Source organism: Mesorhizobium sp. M0618 (genome assembly GCF_040320765.1).
GTDB lineage: Bacteria > Pseudomonadota > Alphaproteobacteria > Rhizobiales > Rhizobiaceae > Mesorhizobium.
Window position 1 is genome coordinate 19990 of the sequence record NZ_JAMYQH010000036.1, and the last position, 21036, is coordinate 41025.

The window sequence follows — 21036 nt, forward strand, 5'->3', positions numbered from 1 at the left end:
CGGCCACGGCGCACCGCGCCTGATCCGGCCGAACTGGGGAAATGCGGGGGAAACAATGATTTACAGCCTCATCCCAGCGCTCGTGTTCGGCTATTTGCTTGGCTCGATTCCGTTCGGGCTTCTGCTCACCCGCGCCGCCGGCCTTGGCGATGTGCGCAAGATCGGCTCCGGCAACATCGGCGCCACCAATGTTCTGCGCACCGGCAACAAGGGCCTTGCCGCCGCGACACTGCTGCTCGACGCGCTGAAGGGCACGGCCGCCGTGCTGATATCAGGCCATTTTGCGCCTGACCTGGCGATCTGGGCCGGCCTCGGCGCCTTTCTCGGTCATCTCTTCCCGGTCTGGCTCGGTTTCAAGGGCGGCAAGGGCGTCGCCACCTACCTCGGTGTGCTGATCGGCCTTGCCTGGCAGGTGGCGCTGATCTTCGCCGTCGCCTGGCTGGTGATGGCATTCCTCTTCCGGTATTCCTCGCTTGCGGCGCTGACAGCGGCGGTCATCGTGCCGATCGCCCTCTATGTGCTGAGCACACCACAGAATGCGGCCTTGTTCGTGCTGATGAGCATCATCGTTTTCATCAAGCACCGGGAAAACATTTCGCGCCTGCTTGCCGGCACCGAGGGCAAGATCGGAGCCAAGGGGTGAGCGAGCCTGCCGCCGTGGTGAGTGGGCCGGCCGCCGGGCCGCGCCTCAGCGACCGGCAGCGGCTGAGCTGGCTACGGCTGATCCGCACCCAGAATGTCGGCCCCGCCTCTTTTCGCGACCTGATCAACCGCTTCGGTTCTGCCGAGGTGGCGCTGGAGATACTTCCGGAACTGATGATTTCGGGCGGCGCCCGCCGGATCGCCCGCATCCCTTCCGTTGCCGAAGCCGAGGCCGAATTGGAAACGGCCAGAAAGGCTGGCGCACGCTTTGTCGGCATTGGTGAGCCTGACTATCCCCAGCTCTTGCGCAACATGGACCATCCGCCGCCGCTGCTGGCGGTCAAGGGCAATGCCGCTGTCTTCCGACTGCCGGGGGTCGCCATTGTCGGTGCGCGCAACGCATCGCTGGCCGGCATCAAGATGGCGCGCATGCTGGCGGCGGATCTTGGCCGCGACGGCTACGCAATCGTCTCCGGCCTGGCGCGCGGCATCGACACGGCGGCGCATCAGGGCAGTCTTGCGACTGGCACGATCGGCGTGCTGGCCGGAGGACTCGACCTGCCCTACCCGCCTGAAAATGCCGGCCTGTGCGAGGAAATCGCCGAGCGTGGCGCCATCATTTCGGAGATGCCGTTCGGCTGGCAGCCGCGCGCCCAGGATTTTCCGCGCCGCAACCGCCTTGTTGCGGGTGCGGTCCTTGGGCTGGTGGTGGTCGAGGCAGCGCAACGCTCCGGCTCCCTGATCAGCGCCAGGCTTGCCGGCGAAATGGGCCGGCTGGTCTTTGCCGTGCCGGGCTCACCGCTCGATCCACGCGCCGCCGGTACCAACGGCCTGCTCAAGGATGGTGCCACCCTGGTCACCGAGGCATCGGATATTTCCAGGGCGATCGCCCCGCTGACCGGCATGCGGGCGCCCGACGTGCCGCCGTTCGAAGAGCCGCCCGACTTCTCGGCCACACCACCGCCCGGCGAAAGCGACCGCGCCCGCGTCATCGAGGCGCTCGGCCCGACGCCAGTGGCGGTCGACGAGATCATCCGCCACACCGGCCTGCACCCGGCCCAGGTCTTCATGGTGCTGCTGGAACTCGACCTCGCCGGCCGGCTCGAACGCCACGCCGGCGCCAATGTTTCGCTGGTGTTCGGGGAGCCTTCGGTCTGACGCTGTTCGCATTTTCGCGCCGCCGAACTCCTTCGAGAAGCTCGGCGAGGATGGCCTTTTCAGCCGGCTTTCCGCTTTGCCGCGCCTGTGCTCATCTGTTCGACGCCAAGACCGGCCGGCGGATTGTAGGGCAAAGGTCTGATATCCCGAGGCAAAGGTCTCAAGCAAAAGTTGGCTCTTGCCACTCGCGTCCGTTGGCACCAATCTCGCTCAGCCGCTCATCGGTGGATGTCGGCATGACAGGATCTTGCCATGACACGCGATCAGATGCTCGCCCACCTTCGATCCGCCGACGCGGTCGCGCGCGAGGCGGCGGCGCATGGGCATCATCCGTTTGGTTGCGTGCTGGTCGGGCCGGACGATCGGGTGCTGATGCGGCAAGGCAATCTCGACACGGTGCGCCACGCCGAGACGGAGCTCGCCCGGCGCGCCGCGGCAGCCTACGAGCCGGAGTTCTTATGGCAATGCACGCTGGTCTCAACCGGTGAGCCCTGCGCGATGTGCACCGGAACGCTCTACTGGGCGAATATCGGCCGGCTGGTCTACGGCTTCGAGGAGACCGAGATGCTGGCGCTCACCGGGGATCACGCAGAGAATCCGACGATGAGCCTCTCTTCGCGCACCGTCCTCGACTCTGGCCAGAAAAAGATCGAGGTCTTTGGCCCCTTCCCAGAAATCGCCGACGAGATGCTCGCACCGCACCGCGATTTCTGGAAGCGCTGACGGCTTCGAGCCAGTTGTGGTGTGCCCTTCCCGAGAGATGGGTGACAGTTTATCGCGTGGATTTGGTGAGCGCGATGGGATTCGAACCCATGACCTACTGATTAAAAGTCAGTTGCTCTACCGGCTGAGCTACGCGCTCCCGCGGGCGAAAGGCGGCCCTCGAAATTGCGCGGAACATAGGGAGAGTGCCTCGACCGGTCAACCGGAAAAAGAGGGCTCGCAGACACGGGCGGCTTCGCCCTGTCGCGACACTTGCCAGCCGCGCCATCGGTGGGAGAACAGCCAAGGGAACACTGGCATTTCTGCCCGACAGCGGCATCCAGTCTGGGGAACAATTGTATGCGCCGCTCGTTTTCCCGGCACAGGGACGTCCGCCAAACTATCGAGGAGAAGACCAATGAACAGAATCACAACGAGCCTGCTGGCGGCCACTCTCTCCGTCACATTCGTTGCGGCGGAGGCGGTGTCCGTTAATGCCCAACCGAACTATGTGCCGCAATCCCAGGTCGCGGTGCCGGATGTGCAGACAGTCCAGTACCGGGAGTGGCGTAAGGACCGCCACAATCGCAATTTTTCGCGTGACCGCAGTTTTTCGCGTGACCGCAATTTTTCCCGCAATCGCGGCGCATATTGGAACGGCCATCGCGGCTATCGCGAATATCGCCCCGGCTACCGTCGTCACGGCGATTATTGGTTCCCGCTTGCCGCCTTCGCTACTGGCGCGCTGATTACCGGCGCAATCATCAACAACGAAAACAACCGCGTCTACGGAGGCAACGCCCACGTCCAATGGTGCTACGACCGCTATCGCAGCTACCGTGCTTCGGACAACACGTTCCAGCCGAATTACGGCCCTCGCAAGGAGTGCCGTTCGCCTTACTGATCAAGGCGCGTTTAAGTAGCTGAGATGCGTTAGTGGAGCTCGCGCCGGCAACGGCGCGGGCTTTTGATCCTTTGGCCGGAAGACGAACAGTTGCCGTCAGCTTGCCCAGTTGATGCTCTTGAGCATCAGATAAAAGCCACCGCCGTCCTCTCTGCTGGGACAACGATAGATACCCAACCCATTGCAGATACGGGCCATCACCGCACTGAGTTCCCAACCAACCACTTCCAGCGCATTGTCCGCATCCGTCGCATAGGCTTGGGCCAGTTCGTCGATGCCATTCTGCTCTCCGAAGGATCGGACTAGCTTTGCATCGCTGAGGAGCTCGCTGGGCAGGCTGGAATTTGCCCAAGCCCACAGCCAGTTTCCGGCCTCCGTGCTCGTTGAGCCGACAATCTGGATTTCGGTGACGACCTTGGCGACCCCGTCTTGCGAGAACAGAAGCGTTCCGGCCGTCAGGTCATAGTCATAGCGCAACCAGCTACCGAGGTGGAGATCTTTTTTCAAGCGTGCATTCTTGGCCTTCAGCTGTTCGATAGCCTCGTCGCGCCAAGCAGGATACCAGTCTGGCTGCATTCCTCGCGCCCCATCACCCGCCACTGATGGCTGTTTATGACACGCTGAGCGTCCTGCGCACAGCATCGCGCCAACCAGCGAGCTTGGCTGCGCGCACGGAGCCATCCATGTCCGGCTTGAAGCGCCGTTCGAGTGCCCAACTCTTCGCAAACTTCTTGGCATCCGGCCACACACCTGCCTTCGAGCCGGCCAGCCAGGCGGCACCGAGCGCCGTCGTCTCCAGAATGGTCGGGCGGTCGACCGGTGCATCGAGGATGTCGGCCAGACGCTGCATCGTCCAGTCCGACGCCACCATGCCCCCGTCGACCCGCAGCACGGTCTTGGCAGAAGCGCCCTTCCAGTCCTTGCGCATGGCGTCGAGCAGGTCGCGCGTCTGGTAGGCCACGGCTTCCAGGGCGGCGCGGGCAAACTCCGCCGGGCCGGAATTGCGGGTCAGCCCAAAGATGGCGCCGCGTGCTTCGGCATCCCAATGCGGCGCGCCCAGCCCGACGAAGGCGGGCACCAGATAGACATTTTGCGTCGGATCAGCTTCATCAGCCAGTTTGCCGCTCTGCTCGGCCTTGCCGATCACCTTGACGCCGTCGCGCAGCCACTGCACCGCGGCCCCTGCAATGAAGATCGAACCTTCCAGCGCATAGGTCGTCTTGCCGTTCAGCCTGTAGGCGATAGTGGTCAAGAGCCGGTTCTTCGAGCGCACCAGGTCGCTATCCGTGTTGAGCAGCGCAAAGCAGCCGGTGCCGTAGGTCGATTTCATCATGCCTGGCTCGAAGCAGGCTTGGCCGATGGTTGCCGCATGCTGGTCGCCGGCGACACCGAGGATTCTTATCTCGGCGCCAAAGAGATTTTTCTCCGTGATTCCATAGTCATCGGCGCAGTCTTTCACCTCGGGAAGCATTTTTGCCGGGATGTTGAGGATCGACAGCAGCTCGTCGTCCCAGGCATTCTCAGCGATGTTGTAGACCAGCGTGCGCGAGGCGTTGGTGGCGTCCGTGGCGTGGACCTTGCCGCCGGTCAGCCGCCAGATCAGGAAACTGTCGATGGTGCCGGCGAGCAGTTCGCCCTTCTCGGCGCGTTTTCTGGCGCCCTTCACCTTGTCCAGCATCCAGGCGATTTTGGTGCCGGAAAAATAGGGATCGAGCAGCAGCCCGGTTTTCTTGGTGAATGTCTTCTCCAACCCTTGCTTCTTGAGTTTCTGGCACAGCGGCGCGGTGCGCCGGTCCTGCCAGACAATGGCATTGTGGATCGGCTTGCCGGTCGCTCTGTCCCAGATGACCACGGTTTCGCGCTGATTGGTGATGCCGATCGCGGCCACGTCGGAAGCATTCCGGCCGGCCTTCTTCAGCGCCGCCTTCACGGTCGACACCACACTCGCCCAGATATCCTCGGGATCGTGCTCGACCCAGCCGGAAGCCGGATAGTGCTGGGCGAATTCCTTTTGCCCGCTGCCGGCGACCTTCATCTCGCCGTCGAACAGTATCGCCCGGGTCGAAGTCGTGCCCTGGTCGATGGCAAGGATATATCCCGTCATTATGCCTCCCCGCTTTGTCTTTTACACAAACAGGGGAGACGGCAAGATGCCGCCTCCCCCAATGTCACACGGGCGCAGACGCCCGCTTAGAACAGCCTTACTTTTGCCAGCTCTTCACCAGCTCGTCGTAATTGATGGTGACCGGCTTTTCCTTCTCGTTCTCGATCTTCAACTGAGGAGCGAGATTGCCCTTCTTGACCGCGTCGGCGTTCCAGTAGGCGAGGTCATGCTCTTCGGCCATCTTCGGGCCGATATCGCCCTGGATGCCGGCCTTTTCCAGGCGTTCCATGACCTTTTCCTGCTCAGAGCAAAGCGAGTCCATCGCCTCCTGTGCCGTCTTGGCACCCGACGACGCATCGCCGATCGCCTGCCACCAGAGCTGTGCCAGCTTCGGATAGTCCGGAACGTTCGTTCCGGTCGGCGACCACTGAACACGGGCCGGCGAGCGGTAGAACTCGATCAGGCCGCCGAGCTTCGGAGCGCGTTCCGTGAAGCTCTTGTCCTGGATCGTCGACTCGCGGATCAGCGTCAGGCCGACATGGCTCTTCTTCACGTCGACCGTCTTCGATACGACGAACTGCGCATAGAGCCAGGCGGCCTTGGCGCGATCGTCAGGCGTGGACTTGAGAAGCGTCCATGAACCCACGTCCTGGTAGCCGAGCTTCATGCCGTCCTTCCAGTAGACGCCATGCGGCGAGGGAGCAAAGCGCCATTTCGGGGTGCCGTCCGCGTTCACGACCGGCAGCCCTTCCTTGACGAAGGAGGCGGTGAAGGCGGTGTAAGTGAACATCTGCTGCGCGACCGTGCCCTGCGACGGGACGGGGCCGGATTCGCCGAACGTCATGCCTTGGGCTTCCGGCGGCGCATAGGCCTTCAGCCAATCCAGGTACTTCTGGATCGAATACACGGAAGCCGGGCCATTGGTGTCGCCGCCGCGCGCGACGCACGAGCCGACAGGCTGCGACTTCTCGTTGACCTTGATGCCCCATTCGTCGACGGGAAGACCGTTTGGCAGGCCCTTATCGCCGTTGCCGGCCATCGACAGCCATGCGTCGGTGAACCGCCAGCCGAGCGACGGGTCCTTCTTGCCGTAGTCCATGTGGCCATAGACCTTCTTGCCGTCGATTTCGCGGCCGGTGAAGAACTCGGCGATGTCCTCATAGGCCGACCAGTTGACCGGAACGCCGAGGTCGTAGCCGTACTTGGCCTTGAAATCGGCCTTGTTCTTCTCGTCGTTGAACCAGTCGTAGCGGAACCAGTAGAGATTCGCGAACTGCTGGTCGGGCAGCTGGTAGAGGTCGCCGTCCGGAGCGGTCGTGAACTTGGTGCCGATGAAGTCGGCGAGGTCGAGGTTGGGATTGGTGACATCCTTGCCCTCATTCGCCATCCACTTGGTCAGGCTGCGCGCCTGCTGGTACCGCCAGTGGGTGCCGATCAGGTCGGAGTCGTTGACGTAGGCGTCGTAAATGTTTTCGCCCGACTGCATCTGCGTCTGCAGCTTCTCGACGACATCGCCTTCGCCGATCAGGTCGTGAGTGATCTTGATGCCGGTGATCGCGGTGAAGGCGGGCGCCAAGACCTTGGACTCATAGCTATGCGTATCGATGGTCTCGGAGACCACCTTGATGTCCATCCCGGCGAAAGGCTTCGCGGCATCGATGAACCATTGCAATTCGGCTTCCTGGGCGCCGCGATCGAGCGTCGACAAGTCCTTGATTTCGGTATCGAGGAAAGTCTTGGCTTCGTCCATTCCGGCATAGGCCTGGCCTGCTCCCCAGAGCAGGACAAGCGCAGTCGTTGATGTTAAAAATTGCCTTCGCATTTCGTTCCTCCACTTTTCAAGTTTCAAGTGCGATCTGGAGCGGCCGTCGGCACGCGGTCGCTCCAACAGTTTCCCCCTCTATACGTAGCGGAACACGCCGACGGCGTAGACTACGGAGAGAGCGAGAGCCCACCACAGGTTGGGTCCGACAAGACCCAGCCAAGCGAGATGGATAAAGGCGCTGCCGAGCAGCGAAACAAAGAGGCGGTCGCCGCGCGTCGTCTCGAAGCGCAGGAGGCCGACCCGGGGATTGCCGCCAGGCGAGGCGTATTCCCAGACCGCCATGCCACAGAGCAGTACCAGGATCGTGATGAAAAAGATCGCCGTTGGCAGCGTCCATGCCATCCAGGTGAGGTTCATGGTCATACCCTCCCTAGGGCAAAGCCCTTGGCGATGTAGTTGCGGACGAACCAGATCACGAGCGCGCCTGGAAGGATGGTGAGCACGCCGGCGGCGGCCAGCACGCCCCAGTCGAGCCCGGAGGCCGAGACCGTACGCGTCATGATCGCCGCGATCGGTTTGGCGGCCGTCGTGGTCAAGGTGCGCGCGATCAGCAGTTCGACCCATGAGAACATGAAGCAGAAGAAGCAGGCCACGCCGACGCCGCTTGCGATCAGCGGCATGAAGATTTTCAGGAAGAAGCGCGGGAAGGAATAGCCATCGATATAGGCGGTCTCGTCGATCTCCTTCGGCACGCCGGACATGAAACCCTCGAGGATCCAGACCGCCAGCGGCACGTTGAACAGGCAGTGCGCCAGCGCCACCGCGATATGCGTGTCGATCAGCCCGAACGCCGAATAGAGCTGGAAGAACGGCAGCGCGAACACTGCCGGCGGCGCCATGCGGTTGGTCAACAGCCAGAAGAAGAGGTGCTTGTCGCCGAGGAACCGGTAGCGCGAGAAAGCGTAGGCCGCCGGCAGCGCCACCGAAACCGAGATCACCATGTTCATGACGACATAGATGATCGAATTGATGTAGCCCTTGTACCAGGACGGGTCGGTGAAGATCACGATGTAGTTGGCCAGGGTCGGGCTCTTCGGCCACAGCGAAAACGCGCCCAGAATCTCCTGATTGGTCTTGAAGCTCATATTGACCAGCCAGTAGATCGGCAGCATCAGAAAGATGATGTAGATCGTTGGCACCAACCACCAGAACCGGGATTCTTCGCCGCGCCGGCGCATCAGCCGCGCAAGCTGGTCCTGCGACAATGTGCTGGCGAGCCCGTCCGAAACCGCCGTCTCACGCACTCGGTCCTGCCTCGTCGTTCCTTCGTTGGCGCCGCTCATCTCAGCGCTCCGCATCGACATTGGTCATGACGGTGTAGAACACCCAAGACAGCAAAAGGATGATCAGGAAGTAGATGATCGACATGGCGGCCGCCGGCCCGAGATCGAACTGACCGATCGCAATCTTGACCAGGTCTATCGACAGGAACGTCGTCGAATTGCCAGGGCCTCCGCCCGTGACGACGAACGGCTCGGTGTAGATCATGAATGAGTCCATGAAGCGCAGCAGCACCGCGATCAGAAGCACGCGGTTCATCTTCGGCAGCTGGATGTAGCGGAACACTGCCCAGCGCGATGCACCATCGATCTTGGCCGCCTGGTAGAAGGCATCGGGGATCGAGACCAGTCCAGCGTAGCAAAGCAGAACGACGAGGCTTGTCCAGTGCCAGACGTCCATCAGGATGACCGTCACCCAGGCGTCGGTCGGATCGTTGACGTAGTTGTAGTCGAAGCCAAGCGACGACAGCGTGTAGCCGAGCAGGCCAATGTCGATGCGGCCGAACACCTGCCAAATCGTGCCGACGACGTTCCACGGGATCAGCAGCGGCAGAGCCATCATCACCAGGCAGACCGGCACGCCCCAGCCTTTCTTGGGCATGTTAAGAGCGATGAAGATGCCGAGCGGAATCTCGATGGCGAGGATGGTTGCGGAAAAGATCAGGTTGCGGACCATCGACAGCCAGAAGCGTTCCGACTCCAGGATTTCGGTGTACCAGTCCGAGCCGTTCCAGAAGAAGACGTTGTTTCCGAACGTGTCCTGCACCGAATAGTTGACCACCGTCATCAGCGGGATCACCGCCGAGAACGCCACCAGCAGGAGGACCGGCAGCACCATGAACCAGGCCTTGTTGTTCCAGGTCTTCTCCATCTAGGCCTCCATCTCGACACGCCAGGAATCGGCATAGATGTTGATGCCGGCCGGATCGAACCGCACCTTCGGATCGGCGGGCAGGGTCTCGTCCTCACCGATCACGGCAGAAATATCGCGGCCTTCGAGCTTGGCGCGCACCACCTTGTGGCGGCCGAGATCCTCGACCTTGCTGACCTGCACGGCCATGCCTTCGCGGCCGAGCCGGACATATTCGGGACGGATGCCGAGCTCGACGGCGCCGCTGCCTGCCTTTGGCGCGCCCGGCAGTTCGATGCGCTGCGAGCCGAGTGTCGCCGTCTTGCCGTCGATTGCCACCGGCATGACGTTCATGCCCGGCGAGCCGATAAAATAACCGACAAAGGTATGGCGTGGCCGTTCGAACAATTCGGCCGGTGTGCCGATCTGCACGATGCCGCCATCATACATGACCACGACCTGCTCGGCGAAGGTCAGCGCCTCGGTCTGGTCGTGGGTCACATAGACCATGGTGTAGCCAAAGCGGCGGTGCAACTGCTTCAGCTGCGAGCGCAGCACCCACTTCATGTGCGGATCGATGACGGTCAGCGGCTCGTCGAACAGGATTGCGTTGACGTCGGAGCGCACCAGCCCGCGGCCGAGCGAGATCTTCTGCTTCTGGTCGGCGGTGAGGCCCCTCGCCTTCTTCTTCGCCCAGGACGCCAGATCGATCATCTCCAACGTCTCGCGAACCTTGCGGTCGACATCGGCTTCCGGCACGCCGCGGTTGCGCAGCGGGAAGGCCAGATTGTCGTAGACGGTCATGGTGTCGTAAATGACCGGGAACTGGAACACCTGCGCGATGTTGCGCTCCTGCGTCGACAAATTGGTCACGTCCTTGCCGTTGAACAGCAACTGGCCGTGCGAGGGGTGCAACAATCCCGAAATGATGTTGAGCAGCGTGGTCTTGCCGCAACCGGAGGGCCCGAGCAGCGCATAGGCGCCGCCGTCCTCGAAGACATGGTGCACTTCCCGCAGCGCGAAATCGGCATCCTTCTGCGGGTTCGGCAGGTAGGAATGTCGGACATGGTTGACGTCGATGCGTGCCATCTCTTTGCCCTCAAGCCGCCAGCTTCGGCGCAGTCACGGCGCTGCCGTGCTCGTCGAAAACCATGATGTGGCGCGGATCGATGAACACCTCGACCACCTCGTCTGGCTCGAAATGCCTGATACCATGGGTCAGCATGACCCAGCGCGCATCGGCGAAATCGAGATGGATGAAGCTCTCCGATCCGGTGATCTCGGTGATCGTCACCTTGGCACGCACCGGCACCGCCGCCGTATTGGGCCGCTCGAGCGACAGGTGGTGCGGCTGAAAACCGATCGTATAGATGGCGTCGGCAATGCCGGAGAGTTCGGCCGGCACCGGCAGGTTCACGCCGCCCTCGAGCAGGAAATCCCGACCCTTCTTGGCGAGCACGATGGTGTTGAGCGGCGGATCGGAAAACGTCCTGGCTGTCACCAGATCCACCGGCTTGCGGAACACCTCGATGGTCGGTCCGAACTGGGTGATCTTGCCTTGCGAAAGCGTCGCCGTGTTGCCGCCAAGCAGCAGGGCCTCGTGCGGCTCGGTCGTGGCGTAGACGAAGATGGTGCCGGCGGCCGCGAATATCCTGGGCAATTCGGCGCGCAGTTCCTCGCGCAATTTGTAGTCGAGATTGGCCAGCGGTTCGTCGAGCAGGACCAGGCTTGCGTTCTTGACGATGGCGCGCGCCAGCGCGGTGCGCTGCTGCTGGCCGCCCGACAGGCTGAGCGGCGTGCGGTCGAGATAGGGTGTCAGCTTGAGAAGAGCGGCGGCTTCACGTACCTGGCTGTCGATCCTGGCCTGCTCGATGCCGGCCACCCGTAGCGGCGAAGCAATGTTCTCATAAACGGTCATCGCCGGATAGTTGATGAACTGCTGGTAGACCATGGCGATCTTGCGCTTCTGCACCGGCACGCCGGTGACATTCTGGCCGTCGAACCAGATCGAACCGGAGGTTGGCACATCGAGGCCGGCCATCAGCCGCATCAAGCTGGTCTTGCCCGAAAGCGTCGGTCCGAGCAGGACGTTGAGCGAGCCGTGCTGGAGCGTCAGCGACACGTCGCTTATATGCTCGACCGCACCGACCGTCTTGGTGACGTTTCTCAGTTCCAGCATGACGCCTCCTCCCAGGCTTTCCGCATCAGCTCAAACCCCTCTTCATTCGGCAGCCGCGACATGGCGCCGGCTTATGCCGCGCATGAATTCATCGAGCGCCGCCACCTGCTCGCGGCTGAGATGCAGACCGCGCTTGGTCCGGCGCCACAATACATCTTCCGATGTGACGGCCCATTCGTTTTGAACGAGATAGCGCACCTCGGCCTCGTAGAGATCGACGCCGAAGTTGCGGCCGAGATCGACGTTCGATTTGGCCAGCCCCAACAGCATCCTCGCGCGGGTTCCATAGAGCCGGGTCAACCGGCGAGCCAGGCGCGCGTCGAGGAATGGATAAGCGGTTTTCAATTTCGCCACTTCGGCATCGAAACCGGTGGCCGGGAAATCGCCGCCCGGCAACGGCGCGTTTGCAGTCCACGGCTTGCCGCGTTTGCCAAGAAAACCCTCGATCTTTTCCAGCATCGATTCCGCCAGCCGGCGATAGGTGGTGATTTTGCCGCCGAAGGCGTTGACGATCGGGGCGGCGCCCTCGCCGCCATCGGCCTTGAGCACATAGTCCCGCGTCGCTTCCTGCGCCTTGGAGGCGCCGTCATCATAGAGCGGACGGACGGCCGAATAGGTCCAGACGATGTCCGAGCGCTTGACGGGTTGGGCGAAATATTCGCTTGCCGCGGCGCAGAGATAATCGATCTCGGTGTCGCTGATCTTCACGTCATGCGGATCGCCGGGATAATCCTGGTCGGTGGTGCCGATCAGTGTGAACTCTTCCTCATAGGGAATGGCGAAGATGATGCGGCCATCCTTGTTCTGGAAGAAATAGGCGCGTGGATCGTCGAACTTCCTGGCGACGACGATGTGGCTGCCCTGCACGAGGCGGACATTGTGCACATCGTTGAGCCCGACGACGCCGGAAAGCACATGATCGACCCAGGGGCCGGCGGCATTGACCAGCAGTCGCGCCTTGATCTCCTCGGTCTCGCCGGTCTGCAGATCCTCGATCTGGATTGCCCACAGGCCGTTTTCGCGGCGCGCGCCGGTCACTTTCGTGCGGGTGCGGACCGTGGCGCCGCGGTCGGCGGCATCACGTGCGTTCAGCGCCACCAGCCGCGCGTCATTGACCCAGCCATCAGAATATTCGAAGGCCTTCTTGAACAGCGGCTTCAAAGGCTTGCCGGCCGGATCCCTGGCCATGTCCAGCGTCCGGGTCGCGGGCAGCAATTTGCGCCCGCCAATGTGGTCGTAGAGGAAGAGACCGAGCCTGATCAGCCAGGCCGGGCGCAGGCCCTTGGCATAGGGCAGCACGAAGCGCATTGGCCAGATGATGTGCGGCGCGTTCTTCCACAAAACCTCGCGCTCCATCAGCGCCTCGCGCACCAGGCGGAATTCGTAGAATTCGAGGTAGCGCAGGCCGCCATGGATCAATTTGGTCGAACCCGAGGAGGTTCCGCTGGCGAGGTCGTTCATCTCGGCGAGAAACACGGAAAAGCCACGACCGACGGCATCACGGGCAATGCCGCAGCCATTGATGCCGCCACCTATGACGAAAATGTCACGGATCGGAGATGCGTCCACAATTCCTCCAACGATTTCGCATTGCACCATTTTTGGGCTTTTACGAAACCGTGTCGGAATTATTTCGAAATGATAACGAATGTCAAACGAAATATTACGAGCGCGTGATATCGGGTGAAAACCGCCTAGGCGAGCGACGTCTCGATCAGCTGAACCTCGGCCTCCTGGCAGATCTTGCGCACCGACGGGATGTCGCAACGATCGGTGATGAAGGTGTTGACCTGCGACAGATGGCCGATGCGCACCGGTGCGGTTCGCTCGAATTTGGTCTGGTCGGAAACCAGGATGACATGCCTTGCATTGGCGATGATCGCCTGCGCCACCTTGACCTCGCGAAAATCGAAGTCGAGCAAGGCGCCGTCATGGTCGATGGCGGATGCGCCGATCACCGCGTAGTCGACCTTGAACTGCCTGATGAAGTCGACCGCCGCCTCGCCGACCACACCGCCATCGGACCCGCGCACGACACCACCCGCAATCACCACCTCGATCGACGGATATATCCGCATCCTATTGGCAACATTGATGTTATTGGTGATGACCATGAGACCGTTGTGATCGAGCAACGCCTTGCTGACCGACTCTGTCGTGGTGCCTATGTTGATGAACAGCGAGGCGTTGTCGGGGATCAGTCTGGCGGCCGCGCGGCCGATCGCCTCCTTCTCGTCGGCGGCGATCTTGCGTCTCGCCTCATACTCCATGTTTTCGATGCCGGAGGGGTACAGCGCGCCACCATGGATGCGCGAGAGCAGCCGCTGGTCGCACAAATCGTTGAGGTCCTTGCGTATGGTCTGCGGCGTCACATTGAAGTGGGTGGCCAGATCATCGACCAGCACGCGGCCATGATCCTTGGCCATCTGGATAATCTCGGCATGGCGCGGCGACAGATACATGGGCAACCTCCCGTTTTCGTTTTTCTTGTATATAGTCGAAAACGAAATCGATGGAAAGGCATAAGCCGGCTAACGAAATCAGCGATCCAGGCCACGTGCGATTTCTTTGATAACGACAAAAGCCGCATCGACATCGGCGGCAGTCGCCTCGAACTGTCCGACCTGGAACCGGATTGCGATCAGTCCATCAACCTTCGTCTGCGTCAGGTAGATGCGGCCATCGTCGTTGATCGCATTGACAAGGCGCAGATTGTGCTCGTCCGCGTGGATTACGGTCTTGTGCCGGAACGAGAACAACGACAGCATCGGTTCGCTGACGATCTCGAAATCCGGCTCCCTTGCCAACCGCTCCGCCAACCCTTCGCTCCAGGCGACATGATTGCGGATCATCGTGCGCAGGCGTTCCAGGCCATGAGCGCGCAGTAGGAACCATAATTTCAGCGCGCGGAAGCGCCGGCCGAGCGGCACCGACCATTCGGAATAGTTGATGATGCCGTCATGACCGTGCGTCTTCAGATAATCCGGCTTGATGGCCAGCGTCCTGACATGGCTCTCGGGATCGCGCAGGAACTGGATCGAGCAGTCGAACTGCGCGCCCAGCCATTTGTGCGGATTGAAGACGATTGAATCGGCGCCTTCGACGCCTGTCCAGAAATGCCGATACTCCGGACAGATCATCGCCGATCCCGCCCATGCGGCGTCGACGTGAAGATAAAGCCCATGTCGCCGTGCGACCTCGACAACCGCTGCAATGTCGTCGGTGCCGCCGGTGCTGGTGCCGCCTACGCAAGCGATGATCCCGGCCGGCACCATGCCGGCTTCCCGGTCAGCAACGATTGCCGCCTCGAGCGCTGCCGTGTCCATGGCGCGAAAGCGGCCGCCGACCGGAATGCGCACGAGATTGTCCTCGCCGATGCCTGACACCCAGATCGCCCGGTCGATCGAAGTGTGCACCTGATCGGAGGAATAGATGCGCAGCCGCGCCTGCCCTGCCAGGCCTTGTTTGTTGCCTTGCCAGTCGAGTGCCCGCTCGCGCATGGTCAGCACCGCGGCCAGTGTCGCCGACGAGGCTGAATCCTGGATCACCCCGGAAAACCCTTCGGGCAGGCCGAGCGCCTGGCGCATCCAGTCGACGGTGCGCGTTTCAAGTTCGGTCGCCGCGGGCGAGGTTTGCCAGAGCATGCATTGCGCGGCCATCGCCGAAACCAGATATTCCGCCACCACCGAGACCGGCGCCGCATTGGCCGGGAAATAGGCGAAGAAACGCGGATGCTGCCAATGTGTCATTCCCGGCAGGATCTTCTCTTCGAAATCGGCGAAGATCCGGTCCATCGGTTCGGCGTCTTCGGGTGGCGACGCCTCTATGCCTCGGAAAATGTCGCCAGGCTCGACCAGCGGCCGCACCGGCCGCTCGCGCAGCGTATTGCGGTAGTCGGCGCCCCAGTCGGCGGCGCGCCGCGACCATTGCCGGAAATCATCGTTGTTCATCCTGTCCTCCCGACATGATCGACCGCCACCATCCATCGCGGCTGGTCTCTTTATTAATTAACGCGTGAAATATATGCAACCAGCAACGGATGCCGCACGCCTCAGCCGGGGAAATCCGGCAGGCTGGCAAAGGCCGTCTTCAGCGCATTCGACCAGCCGTCGGAGATCGTGCGGTAATACTGGTCGTCCTGGCCGATCCGCTTCTTCAATCCGACCTTGAAGGCATCCTTCTCCAGGAAGAGCAGGTCGAGCGGCAAGCCGACGGACAGGTTCGACTTCAACGTCGAATCGAACGACACCAAAAGCAGCTTCACCGTCTCGGCCAGGCTCATCGTCCTTTCGTAGGCGCGGATGATGATCGGCTTGCCGTATTTGGTCTCGCCGATCTGGAAAAACGGCGTGTCATCGGTCGATTCGATGAAATTGCCTTCCGGATAGATCATGAACAGGCGCGGCTCGCTGCCCTTGATCTGACCGCCGAGGATGAAGGACGCATTGAAATAGGAATCCGCCTTTTCCCCAGCGGGTGACGAATTGGCGATGACCTCCTTGACCGTGTCGCCAACAATGCGGACCGTTTGGTACATCGACGGCGTTTCGAGCACCGTAGAATGCCTTTCGGAGATCGCCTTGGTGCGCTCGTCAAGCAGGCTGACCACGGCCTGCGTCGTCGCCAGATTGCCCGCCGACATCAAAACGATGACACGCTCGCCCGGCTCTTCCCAGACATGCATCTTGCGAAAAGTGGAGATAGAATCCATGCCTGCATTGGTGCGCGTGTCCGACATGAACACGAGCCCGCGATCGATCTTCAGGCCAACGCAATAAGTCATGGAATCTCTTCTAGAGCAATTCCAGGAAAAGTGTGAAGCGGTTTTCCGTCCGGAATTGCGTTAAAACAAGGGGATAGAGCGGTTCGGCGTTTCCTTGAAACGATGAATCGCTCGGCAGCAATCTTGCGGAGGATTACTGCTCCACCGTGACGGTGACCGCAAGCCGTTCTTCCGCCTGTCCCAGCCGAATTCCCGACACCGGCGTGGCGTCACGGTAATCGCGGCCTGTTGCCACCTTTACATAACGCTCGTCGGGTGAAATGCCATTGGCGGCATCAAAGGCAACCCAGCCGAGACCCGAAACATGCGCTTCGGCCCAGGCATGGCTGGCCGCCTGCTCGACCGTGGCATCCAGCATCAGATAGCCGCTGACATAGCGAGCTGGAAAGCCCATGGCGCGGGCGGCGGCGGCAAAGATATGGGTATGATCCTGGCAGACCCCGGTCTTGAGCGCCAAGGCTTCCTCCGCCGGCGTCGTCGCGTTGGTGGTGCCGGGCGTGTAGGCGACGCGTTCGCCGATGATGGCCATCAGCCGGTGCAGCCTTTCAATGTCGCTGCCCTTGCCGACCGACGCGGCGAGATCGCGAACACCGCTGCCGATCGTCGTCAATGGTGTCTCATGGCTGTACAGCCAGAGCGGCGTAAAGCCCTGGTGTGGTCCCGAGACACCCGCGGTGTCGCGCGTCACCACTTCGCCTGATGCTTCCACAGTGATGAAGTCGCGCTCGCCCTCGACGCTCAACAGCCTTGTGTCGTTGCCGAAATGGTCGACGAAGCGGACCTCTTCGCGCGCGCCTTCGATCGCCAGAGCCCAGGACAGAATGGTCTGCGTCGATCCGCTGACCGGAAGCAGCCGCAGCCGCTGCAACAGATAGTGCACCGGCGTATCGTAACGGTACTCGGTCCGGTGGGTGATCTTCAGCCGCATGCTTCTATTCCGTTTGTGAGCACGATCTCCGGACAAACGGTTTCCATTAGTCTGAGAAAACCGGCTCCACCTTTCGGGACCATGCTCAATTGAACCGATAATCTTGTGCGATCTCTTCGCCCAGCTTGGTGTTGTCGCGAATGAAATTGGCCAGGAACTCATGCAGGCCGGCGTCGAATATGCCCTTGATCGACCCGGCTCTCAGCATTGTCTGCGTCTTCTCGGCCGTTGCGTGGCAGGCATGGCGCTCGCCGTAATCGTCACCGAGGAATTTCAGATGCTCCGACAGGAAGCGATAGCAGAACATCAGCGAGCGCGGCATCCGGACATTGAGGATCAGATAATCGGCAATGTTGGTCGGCTTGTAATCGGCGTCGTAGACCCAGCGATAGGAGCGATGCGCCGAGACCGAACGCAGGATCGATTCCCACTGATAATTGTCGAGCGTCGAGCCGACCCAGGAGATCGACGGCAGCAGCACATAATATTTCACGTCGAGGATGCGCGCCGTGTTGTCCGCGCGCTCGACATAAGTGCCGAGCTGCGAGAAGTCGAAGATCTCGTTGCGCAGCATGGTGCCGTAGAATGAGCCGCGGATCAGCGCCGTCTCGCGCTTGATGGCGTCGAGCACGCTGGGTAGGTCGCGCTCATCGATCGGCTTGGCCAGCATCCGCTTCAGCGACATCCAGGCTTCGTTGATGCTTTCCCAGGTTTCGCGCGTCAGCGCGGTACGCACCATGCGGGCATTGTTGCGGGCCGTCTCGATCGACGCCATCGTGCTCGACGGGTTCGACGTGTCGCGCAACAGGAAGTCGGCGACATTGGCGGCGGTATAGTCAGAATATTTCTGGCTGAAGGTGACGTCGGAACCGGCGCTGAGCAGCACCGAACTCCACTCTTCCGAGGCGCTCTGCGTGCGGGTCAGCGCCATGCGCAGGCCGGCATCGACCAAGCGCGCCATGTTTTCCGCCCGCTCGATATAGCGGTTCATCCAATAGAGCCCGTTGGCGGTGCGGCCTAAAAGCATTGAATTGGCCCCTCGGGCTAGTGAGTAGGGAATAGGCAGTAGGGAATAGTAAGAGTTTGAATCTCAATGGAATATGGCATTTCCCTGTCCTCTGCTTCCACTACTGCCTGCTGCCTGCTGCCTACTGCCTAATTCCTTACTCACTCACTTCAATCATCCAGCACCCACGTATCCTTCGTCCCGCCGCCCTGCGAGGAATTGACCACCAGCGAGCCTTCCTTCAGCGCGACGCGGGTCAGCCCGCCGGGCACGATCTGGATGCGGTCGGAGACCAGCACATAAGGCCTGAGATCGACATGGCGCGGCGCCAACCCCTTTTCCGTCAGGATCGGGCATGTCGACAGCGCGAGCGTCGGCTGGGCGATGTAATTCGAAGGTTTTGCCTGGAGTTTCTTGGCAAACGTCTCGCATTCCTTCTTGGTTGCTGCCGGCCCAACCAGCATGCCGTAGCCGCCGGAACCGTGCACTTCCTTGATCACCAGTTCGTCGATGTGTTCGAGCACGTATTTCAGGCTGTCCGGCTCCGAGCAGCGCCAGGTTGGGATGTTGCCCAGGATCGCCTTGCGGCCGGTGTAGAATTCGATGATCTCGGGCATGTAGGAATAGATCGCCTTGTCGTCGGCAATGCCGGTGCCCGGCGCGTTGGCGATGGTGATGTTGCCGGCCCGATAGACATCCATGATGCCGGGTATGCCAAGTGCGGAGTCCGGCCGGAAGGTCAGCGGGTCGAGGAAGGAATCATCGACGCGGCGGTAAAGCACATCGATCTGCTTGTAGCCTTCGGTCGTGCGCATCGCGACATGCCCGTCGACGACCCGCAGATCCTGGCCTTCGACCAGTTGCACGCCCATCTGGTCGGCGAGGAAGGCGTGTTCGAAATAGGCGGAGTTGAAACTGCCGGGCGTCAGCACCGCAATGGTCGGCGCACCCTTTGTGCTTTGCGGCCGCACCGCCGCCAGCGACTGGCGCAGAAGCTGAGGGTAGTTTTCCACCGGCCGCACCTTGATCTTCTGGAACAGCTCGGGGAACAGCTGCATCATCGTCTCGCGGTTCTCCAGCATATAGGAGACGCCCGACGGTGTGCGCGCATTGTCCTCCAGCACGTAGAATTCGTCCTCCGAGATGCGGACGATGTCGACGCCGATGATATGGGTGTAGACGCCGGCCGGCGGCCTGACCCCGATCATCTCCGGCAGGAAGGCCTCGTTCCTGGCGATCAATTCCCTGGGGACGCGCCCTGCGCGCAGGATTTCCTGGCGATGATAGATGTCGTCGAGGAAGGCGTTCAGCGCCTGCACGCGCTGCTCTATGCCCTGCGTGAGGCGCCGCCATTCATTGCCTGAAATAATGCGAGGAACGATGTCGAACGGGATCAGCCGCTCGGAGGCTTCCTGCTCGCCATAAACGGCGAAGGTGATACCGGTCTTGCGGAAGACGCGCTCGGCGTCCTGCATCTTCTCGGTCAGCCTGGCCGGGTCCTGCTCCTTCAGCCAGCGATCATAAGCCGAATACGGTCTTCTCAATCCGGAGACTTCCGGAAGCATTTCATCGAACGCTGCCAATCGCATACTCCCCTGTGACGCCATTTCACTGGCGTCGCCGGAGAAAATCAAGCGCAATCGGTGATTTGGCAGATACGGGCGATCAGTATGTTGCGCCTGCCTAAAATTGAGGCAGCTGAAATATGACCTTGGTCAGGCTTTGCCTCGTGCCCGGGCAAATGCGTTTGCCAGCTAGAAAGCGCGGAACGTGACGACGGTGAACGTGTCCTTGATGCCGCGGAGAATCTGCACCTTTTCGTTGACGAAATGGCCGACGTCTTCCTCGTCGTCGACGTAGAATTTGGCGAGCAGATCGTAATTGCCGGCGGTGGAGTAGATTTCCGAGGCGATCTCGGCATCGGCAAGCGCGCTGGCAACCTCATAGGATTTGCCGAGCTCGCATTTGATCTGCACGAAAAACGCCTTCATGGCTTCGTCCCGCTAAACGTCCAAGTCCAGCGGCCCTTCTGGCAGACTGGAGGCGGGCTTTCAAGCGCTGGAATCCGTACCCAGCCGGCCCAGGCCTGGGCTGCGACCTTCCGCAGCTGCTACACCAGCATGCAACCTGCCGCCGATCGCCAGCGATTATTCGCGATCGCTGAAACCACGATGCGCTGCCAAGCGTATGTTATGATGCGCCTTCGGACAGCGCCATTTCGAGGGAAGATATTCGCCGGACAACGGAGACAGGCCATGCGCCGCGCCTTTTTCGCAATCGCAGTCGTTCCATTCCTCTTTGTGTCGTCGGCATTGGCAGGCGATGCCGAGATCAAGGCAGGCCAGTCCGTCATTGATGGCCAGTTGAAGGCCCTCATCGCCAATGACGGCGCCACCGCCTACAGCTTCGCCGCCCCGAATGTGAAGCGTATCTTCCCGACCGTCGACGCCTTCATGAACATGGTGACAAACGGCTACCCGCCGGTGCGCAAGCCGCAAACCTATTCCTTCGGCAAGGTCGAGGAGACGGCTCCGGGTTCGATTGTCCAGCAAGTACTGATCGTCGGTCCCGACGGCAAGGACTACGAGGCGGTTTACACGTTGCAGCAACAGCCCGACGGCACGTTCCAGATCACCGGCTGCAGCCTGCGCGCCTCCAATTCGCTCAGCATTTGA

General features: G+C 61.3%; 21 protein-coding genes and 1 tRNA gene. 5 read left to right on the forward strand and 17 right to left on the reverse strand.

Annotated features, from left to right (window positions below; translation table 11 throughout):
• Positions 1–55 precede the first annotated feature (55 nt).
• From plsY to NKJ04_RS28725, 3 genes are all read left to right on the forward strand, one after another.
• The gene (plsY, locus tag NKJ04_RS28715; protein ID WP_352678718.1) at positions 56–643 is read left to right on the forward strand and encodes a glycerol-3-phosphate 1-O-acyltransferase PlsY; all 588 of its coding nucleotides are present in this window, start codon (positions 56–58) and stop codon (positions 641–643) included.
• 17 nt (positions 644–660) lie between these two features.
• Positions 661–1800 carry a DNA-processing protein DprA gene (dprA, locus tag NKJ04_RS28720; protein WP_352678769.1) on the forward strand — a complete coding sequence of 380 codons (1140 nt, stop codon included), beginning with the start codon at positions 661–663 and terminating at the stop codon, positions 1798–1800.
• A gap of 252 nt (positions 1801–2052) precedes the next feature.
• On the forward strand, positions 2053–2523 hold the full coding sequence (locus tag NKJ04_RS28725; protein WP_352678720.1) for a nucleoside deaminase: 471 nt from the start codon (positions 2053–2055) through the stop codon (positions 2521–2523).
• Between the two features lie 63 nt (positions 2524–2586).
• Here the strand turns inward: NKJ04_RS28725 and NKJ04_RS28730 are convergent.
• Positions 2587–2662 (reverse strand) — tRNA-Lys (locus NKJ04_RS28730).
• A gap of 258 nt (positions 2663–2920) precedes the next feature.
• On the opposite strand from NKJ04_RS28730, the gene NKJ04_RS28735 reads away from it, so the two are divergent.
• Positions 2921–3406, forward strand: a complete 486-nt coding sequence (locus NKJ04_RS28735) for a BA14K family protein (RefSeq protein ID WP_023812969.1) — start codon at positions 2921–2923, stop codon at positions 3404–3406.
• A gap of 96 nt (positions 3407–3502) precedes the next feature.
• Here the strand turns inward: NKJ04_RS28735 and NKJ04_RS28740 are convergent, their stop codons facing one another.
• The 16 genes from NKJ04_RS28740 to NKJ04_RS28815 form a co-directional block, all read right to left on the reverse strand.
• On the reverse strand, positions 3503–3982 hold the full coding sequence (locus NKJ04_RS28740; protein WP_128303598.1) for a DUF6882 domain-containing protein: 480 nt from the start codon (positions 3980–3982) through the stop codon (positions 3503–3505).
• A gap of 34 nt (positions 3983–4016) precedes the next feature.
• Positions 4017–5510, reverse strand: a complete 1494-nt coding sequence (gene glpK, locus NKJ04_RS28745; RefSeq protein ID WP_352678723.1) for a glycerol kinase GlpK — start codon at positions 5508–5510, stop codon at positions 4017–4019.
• 97 nt (positions 5511–5607) lie between these two features.
• Positions 5608–7332 (reverse strand): ABC transporter substrate-binding protein, encoded by a 1725-nt coding sequence (locus NKJ04_RS28750; protein ID WP_023812972.1) that lies wholly within the window; start codon positions 7330–7332, stop codon positions 5608–5610.
• 78 nt (positions 7333–7410) lie between these two features.
• Entirely contained in the window at positions 7411–7692 is a 282-nt protein-coding gene (locus tag NKJ04_RS28755) for a DUF2160 domain-containing protein (protein WP_023812973.1), read from the reverse strand.
• Between the two features lie 2 nt (positions 7693–7694).
• On the reverse strand, positions 7695–8618 hold the full coding sequence (locus NKJ04_RS28760; protein ID WP_027036701.1) for a carbohydrate ABC transporter permease: 924 nt from the start codon (positions 8616–8618) through the stop codon (positions 7695–7697).
• A gap of 1 nt (position 8619) precedes the next feature.
• Positions 8620–9486: a carbohydrate ABC transporter permease gene (locus tag NKJ04_RS28765; protein ID WP_352678727.1), complete on the reverse strand. Its 867-nt coding sequence runs from the start codon at positions 9484–9486 to the stop codon at positions 8620–8622.
• A complete protein-coding gene (locus NKJ04_RS28770; protein ID WP_023812976.1) occupies positions 9487–10554 on the reverse strand; it encodes an ABC transporter ATP-binding protein in 1068 nt (355 codons plus the stop codon). It lies immediately after the preceding gene.
• Positions 10555–10564: 10 nt separating this feature from the next.
• The gene (locus tag NKJ04_RS28775; RefSeq protein WP_352678730.1) at positions 10565–11644 is read right to left on the reverse strand and encodes an ABC transporter ATP-binding protein; all 1080 of its coding nucleotides are present in this window, start codon (positions 11642–11644) and stop codon (positions 10565–10567) included.
• A gap of 42 nt (positions 11645–11686) precedes the next feature.
• Positions 11687–13213 (reverse strand): glycerol-3-phosphate dehydrogenase, encoded by a 1527-nt coding sequence (glpD, locus tag NKJ04_RS28780; protein WP_352553058.1) that lies wholly within the window; start codon positions 13211–13213, stop codon positions 11687–11689.
• A gap of 125 nt (positions 13214–13338) precedes the next feature.
• A complete protein-coding gene (locus NKJ04_RS28785; RefSeq protein ID WP_127258922.1) occupies positions 13339–14106 on the reverse strand; it encodes a DeoR/GlpR family DNA-binding transcription regulator in 768 nt (255 codons plus the stop codon).
• Positions 14107–14184: 78 nt separating this feature from the next.
• Entirely contained in the window at positions 14185–15594 is a 1410-nt protein-coding gene (locus tag NKJ04_RS28790; RefSeq protein ID WP_352678731.1) for a pyridoxal phosphate-dependent decarboxylase family protein, read from the reverse strand.
• Positions 15595–15695: 101 nt separating this feature from the next.
• Positions 15696–16427, reverse strand: coding sequence for a proteasome-type protease (locus tag NKJ04_RS28795; RefSeq protein ID WP_023812981.1), 732 nt, complete (start codon positions 16425–16427; stop codon positions 15696–15698).
• A gap of 133 nt (positions 16428–16560) precedes the next feature.
• Entirely contained in the window at positions 16561–17355 is a 795-nt protein-coding gene (locus NKJ04_RS28800) for a transglutaminase family protein (protein ID WP_352442601.1), read from the reverse strand.
• Between the two features lie 85 nt (positions 17356–17440).
• Positions 17441–18382 (reverse strand): alpha-E domain-containing protein, encoded by a 942-nt coding sequence (locus tag NKJ04_RS28805; RefSeq protein WP_352553054.1) that lies wholly within the window; start codon positions 18380–18382, stop codon positions 17441–17443.
• A 149-nt stretch (positions 18383–18531) separates the two neighbouring features.
• Positions 18532–19944 (reverse strand): circularly permuted type 2 ATP-grasp protein, encoded by a 1413-nt coding sequence (locus NKJ04_RS28810; RefSeq protein WP_023812984.1) that lies wholly within the window; start codon positions 19942–19944, stop codon positions 18532–18534.
• Between the two features lie 171 nt (positions 19945–20115).
• A complete protein-coding gene (locus tag NKJ04_RS28815; protein WP_352678735.1) occupies positions 20116–20352 on the reverse strand; it encodes an Lrp/AsnC ligand binding domain-containing protein in 237 nt (78 codons plus the stop codon).
• 264 nt (positions 20353–20616) lie between these two features.
• On the opposite strand from NKJ04_RS28815, the gene NKJ04_RS28820 reads away from it, so the two are divergent.
• A complete protein-coding gene (locus tag NKJ04_RS28820; RefSeq protein ID WP_352678737.1) occupies positions 20617–21036 on the forward strand; it encodes a DUF4864 domain-containing protein in 420 nt (139 codons plus the stop codon).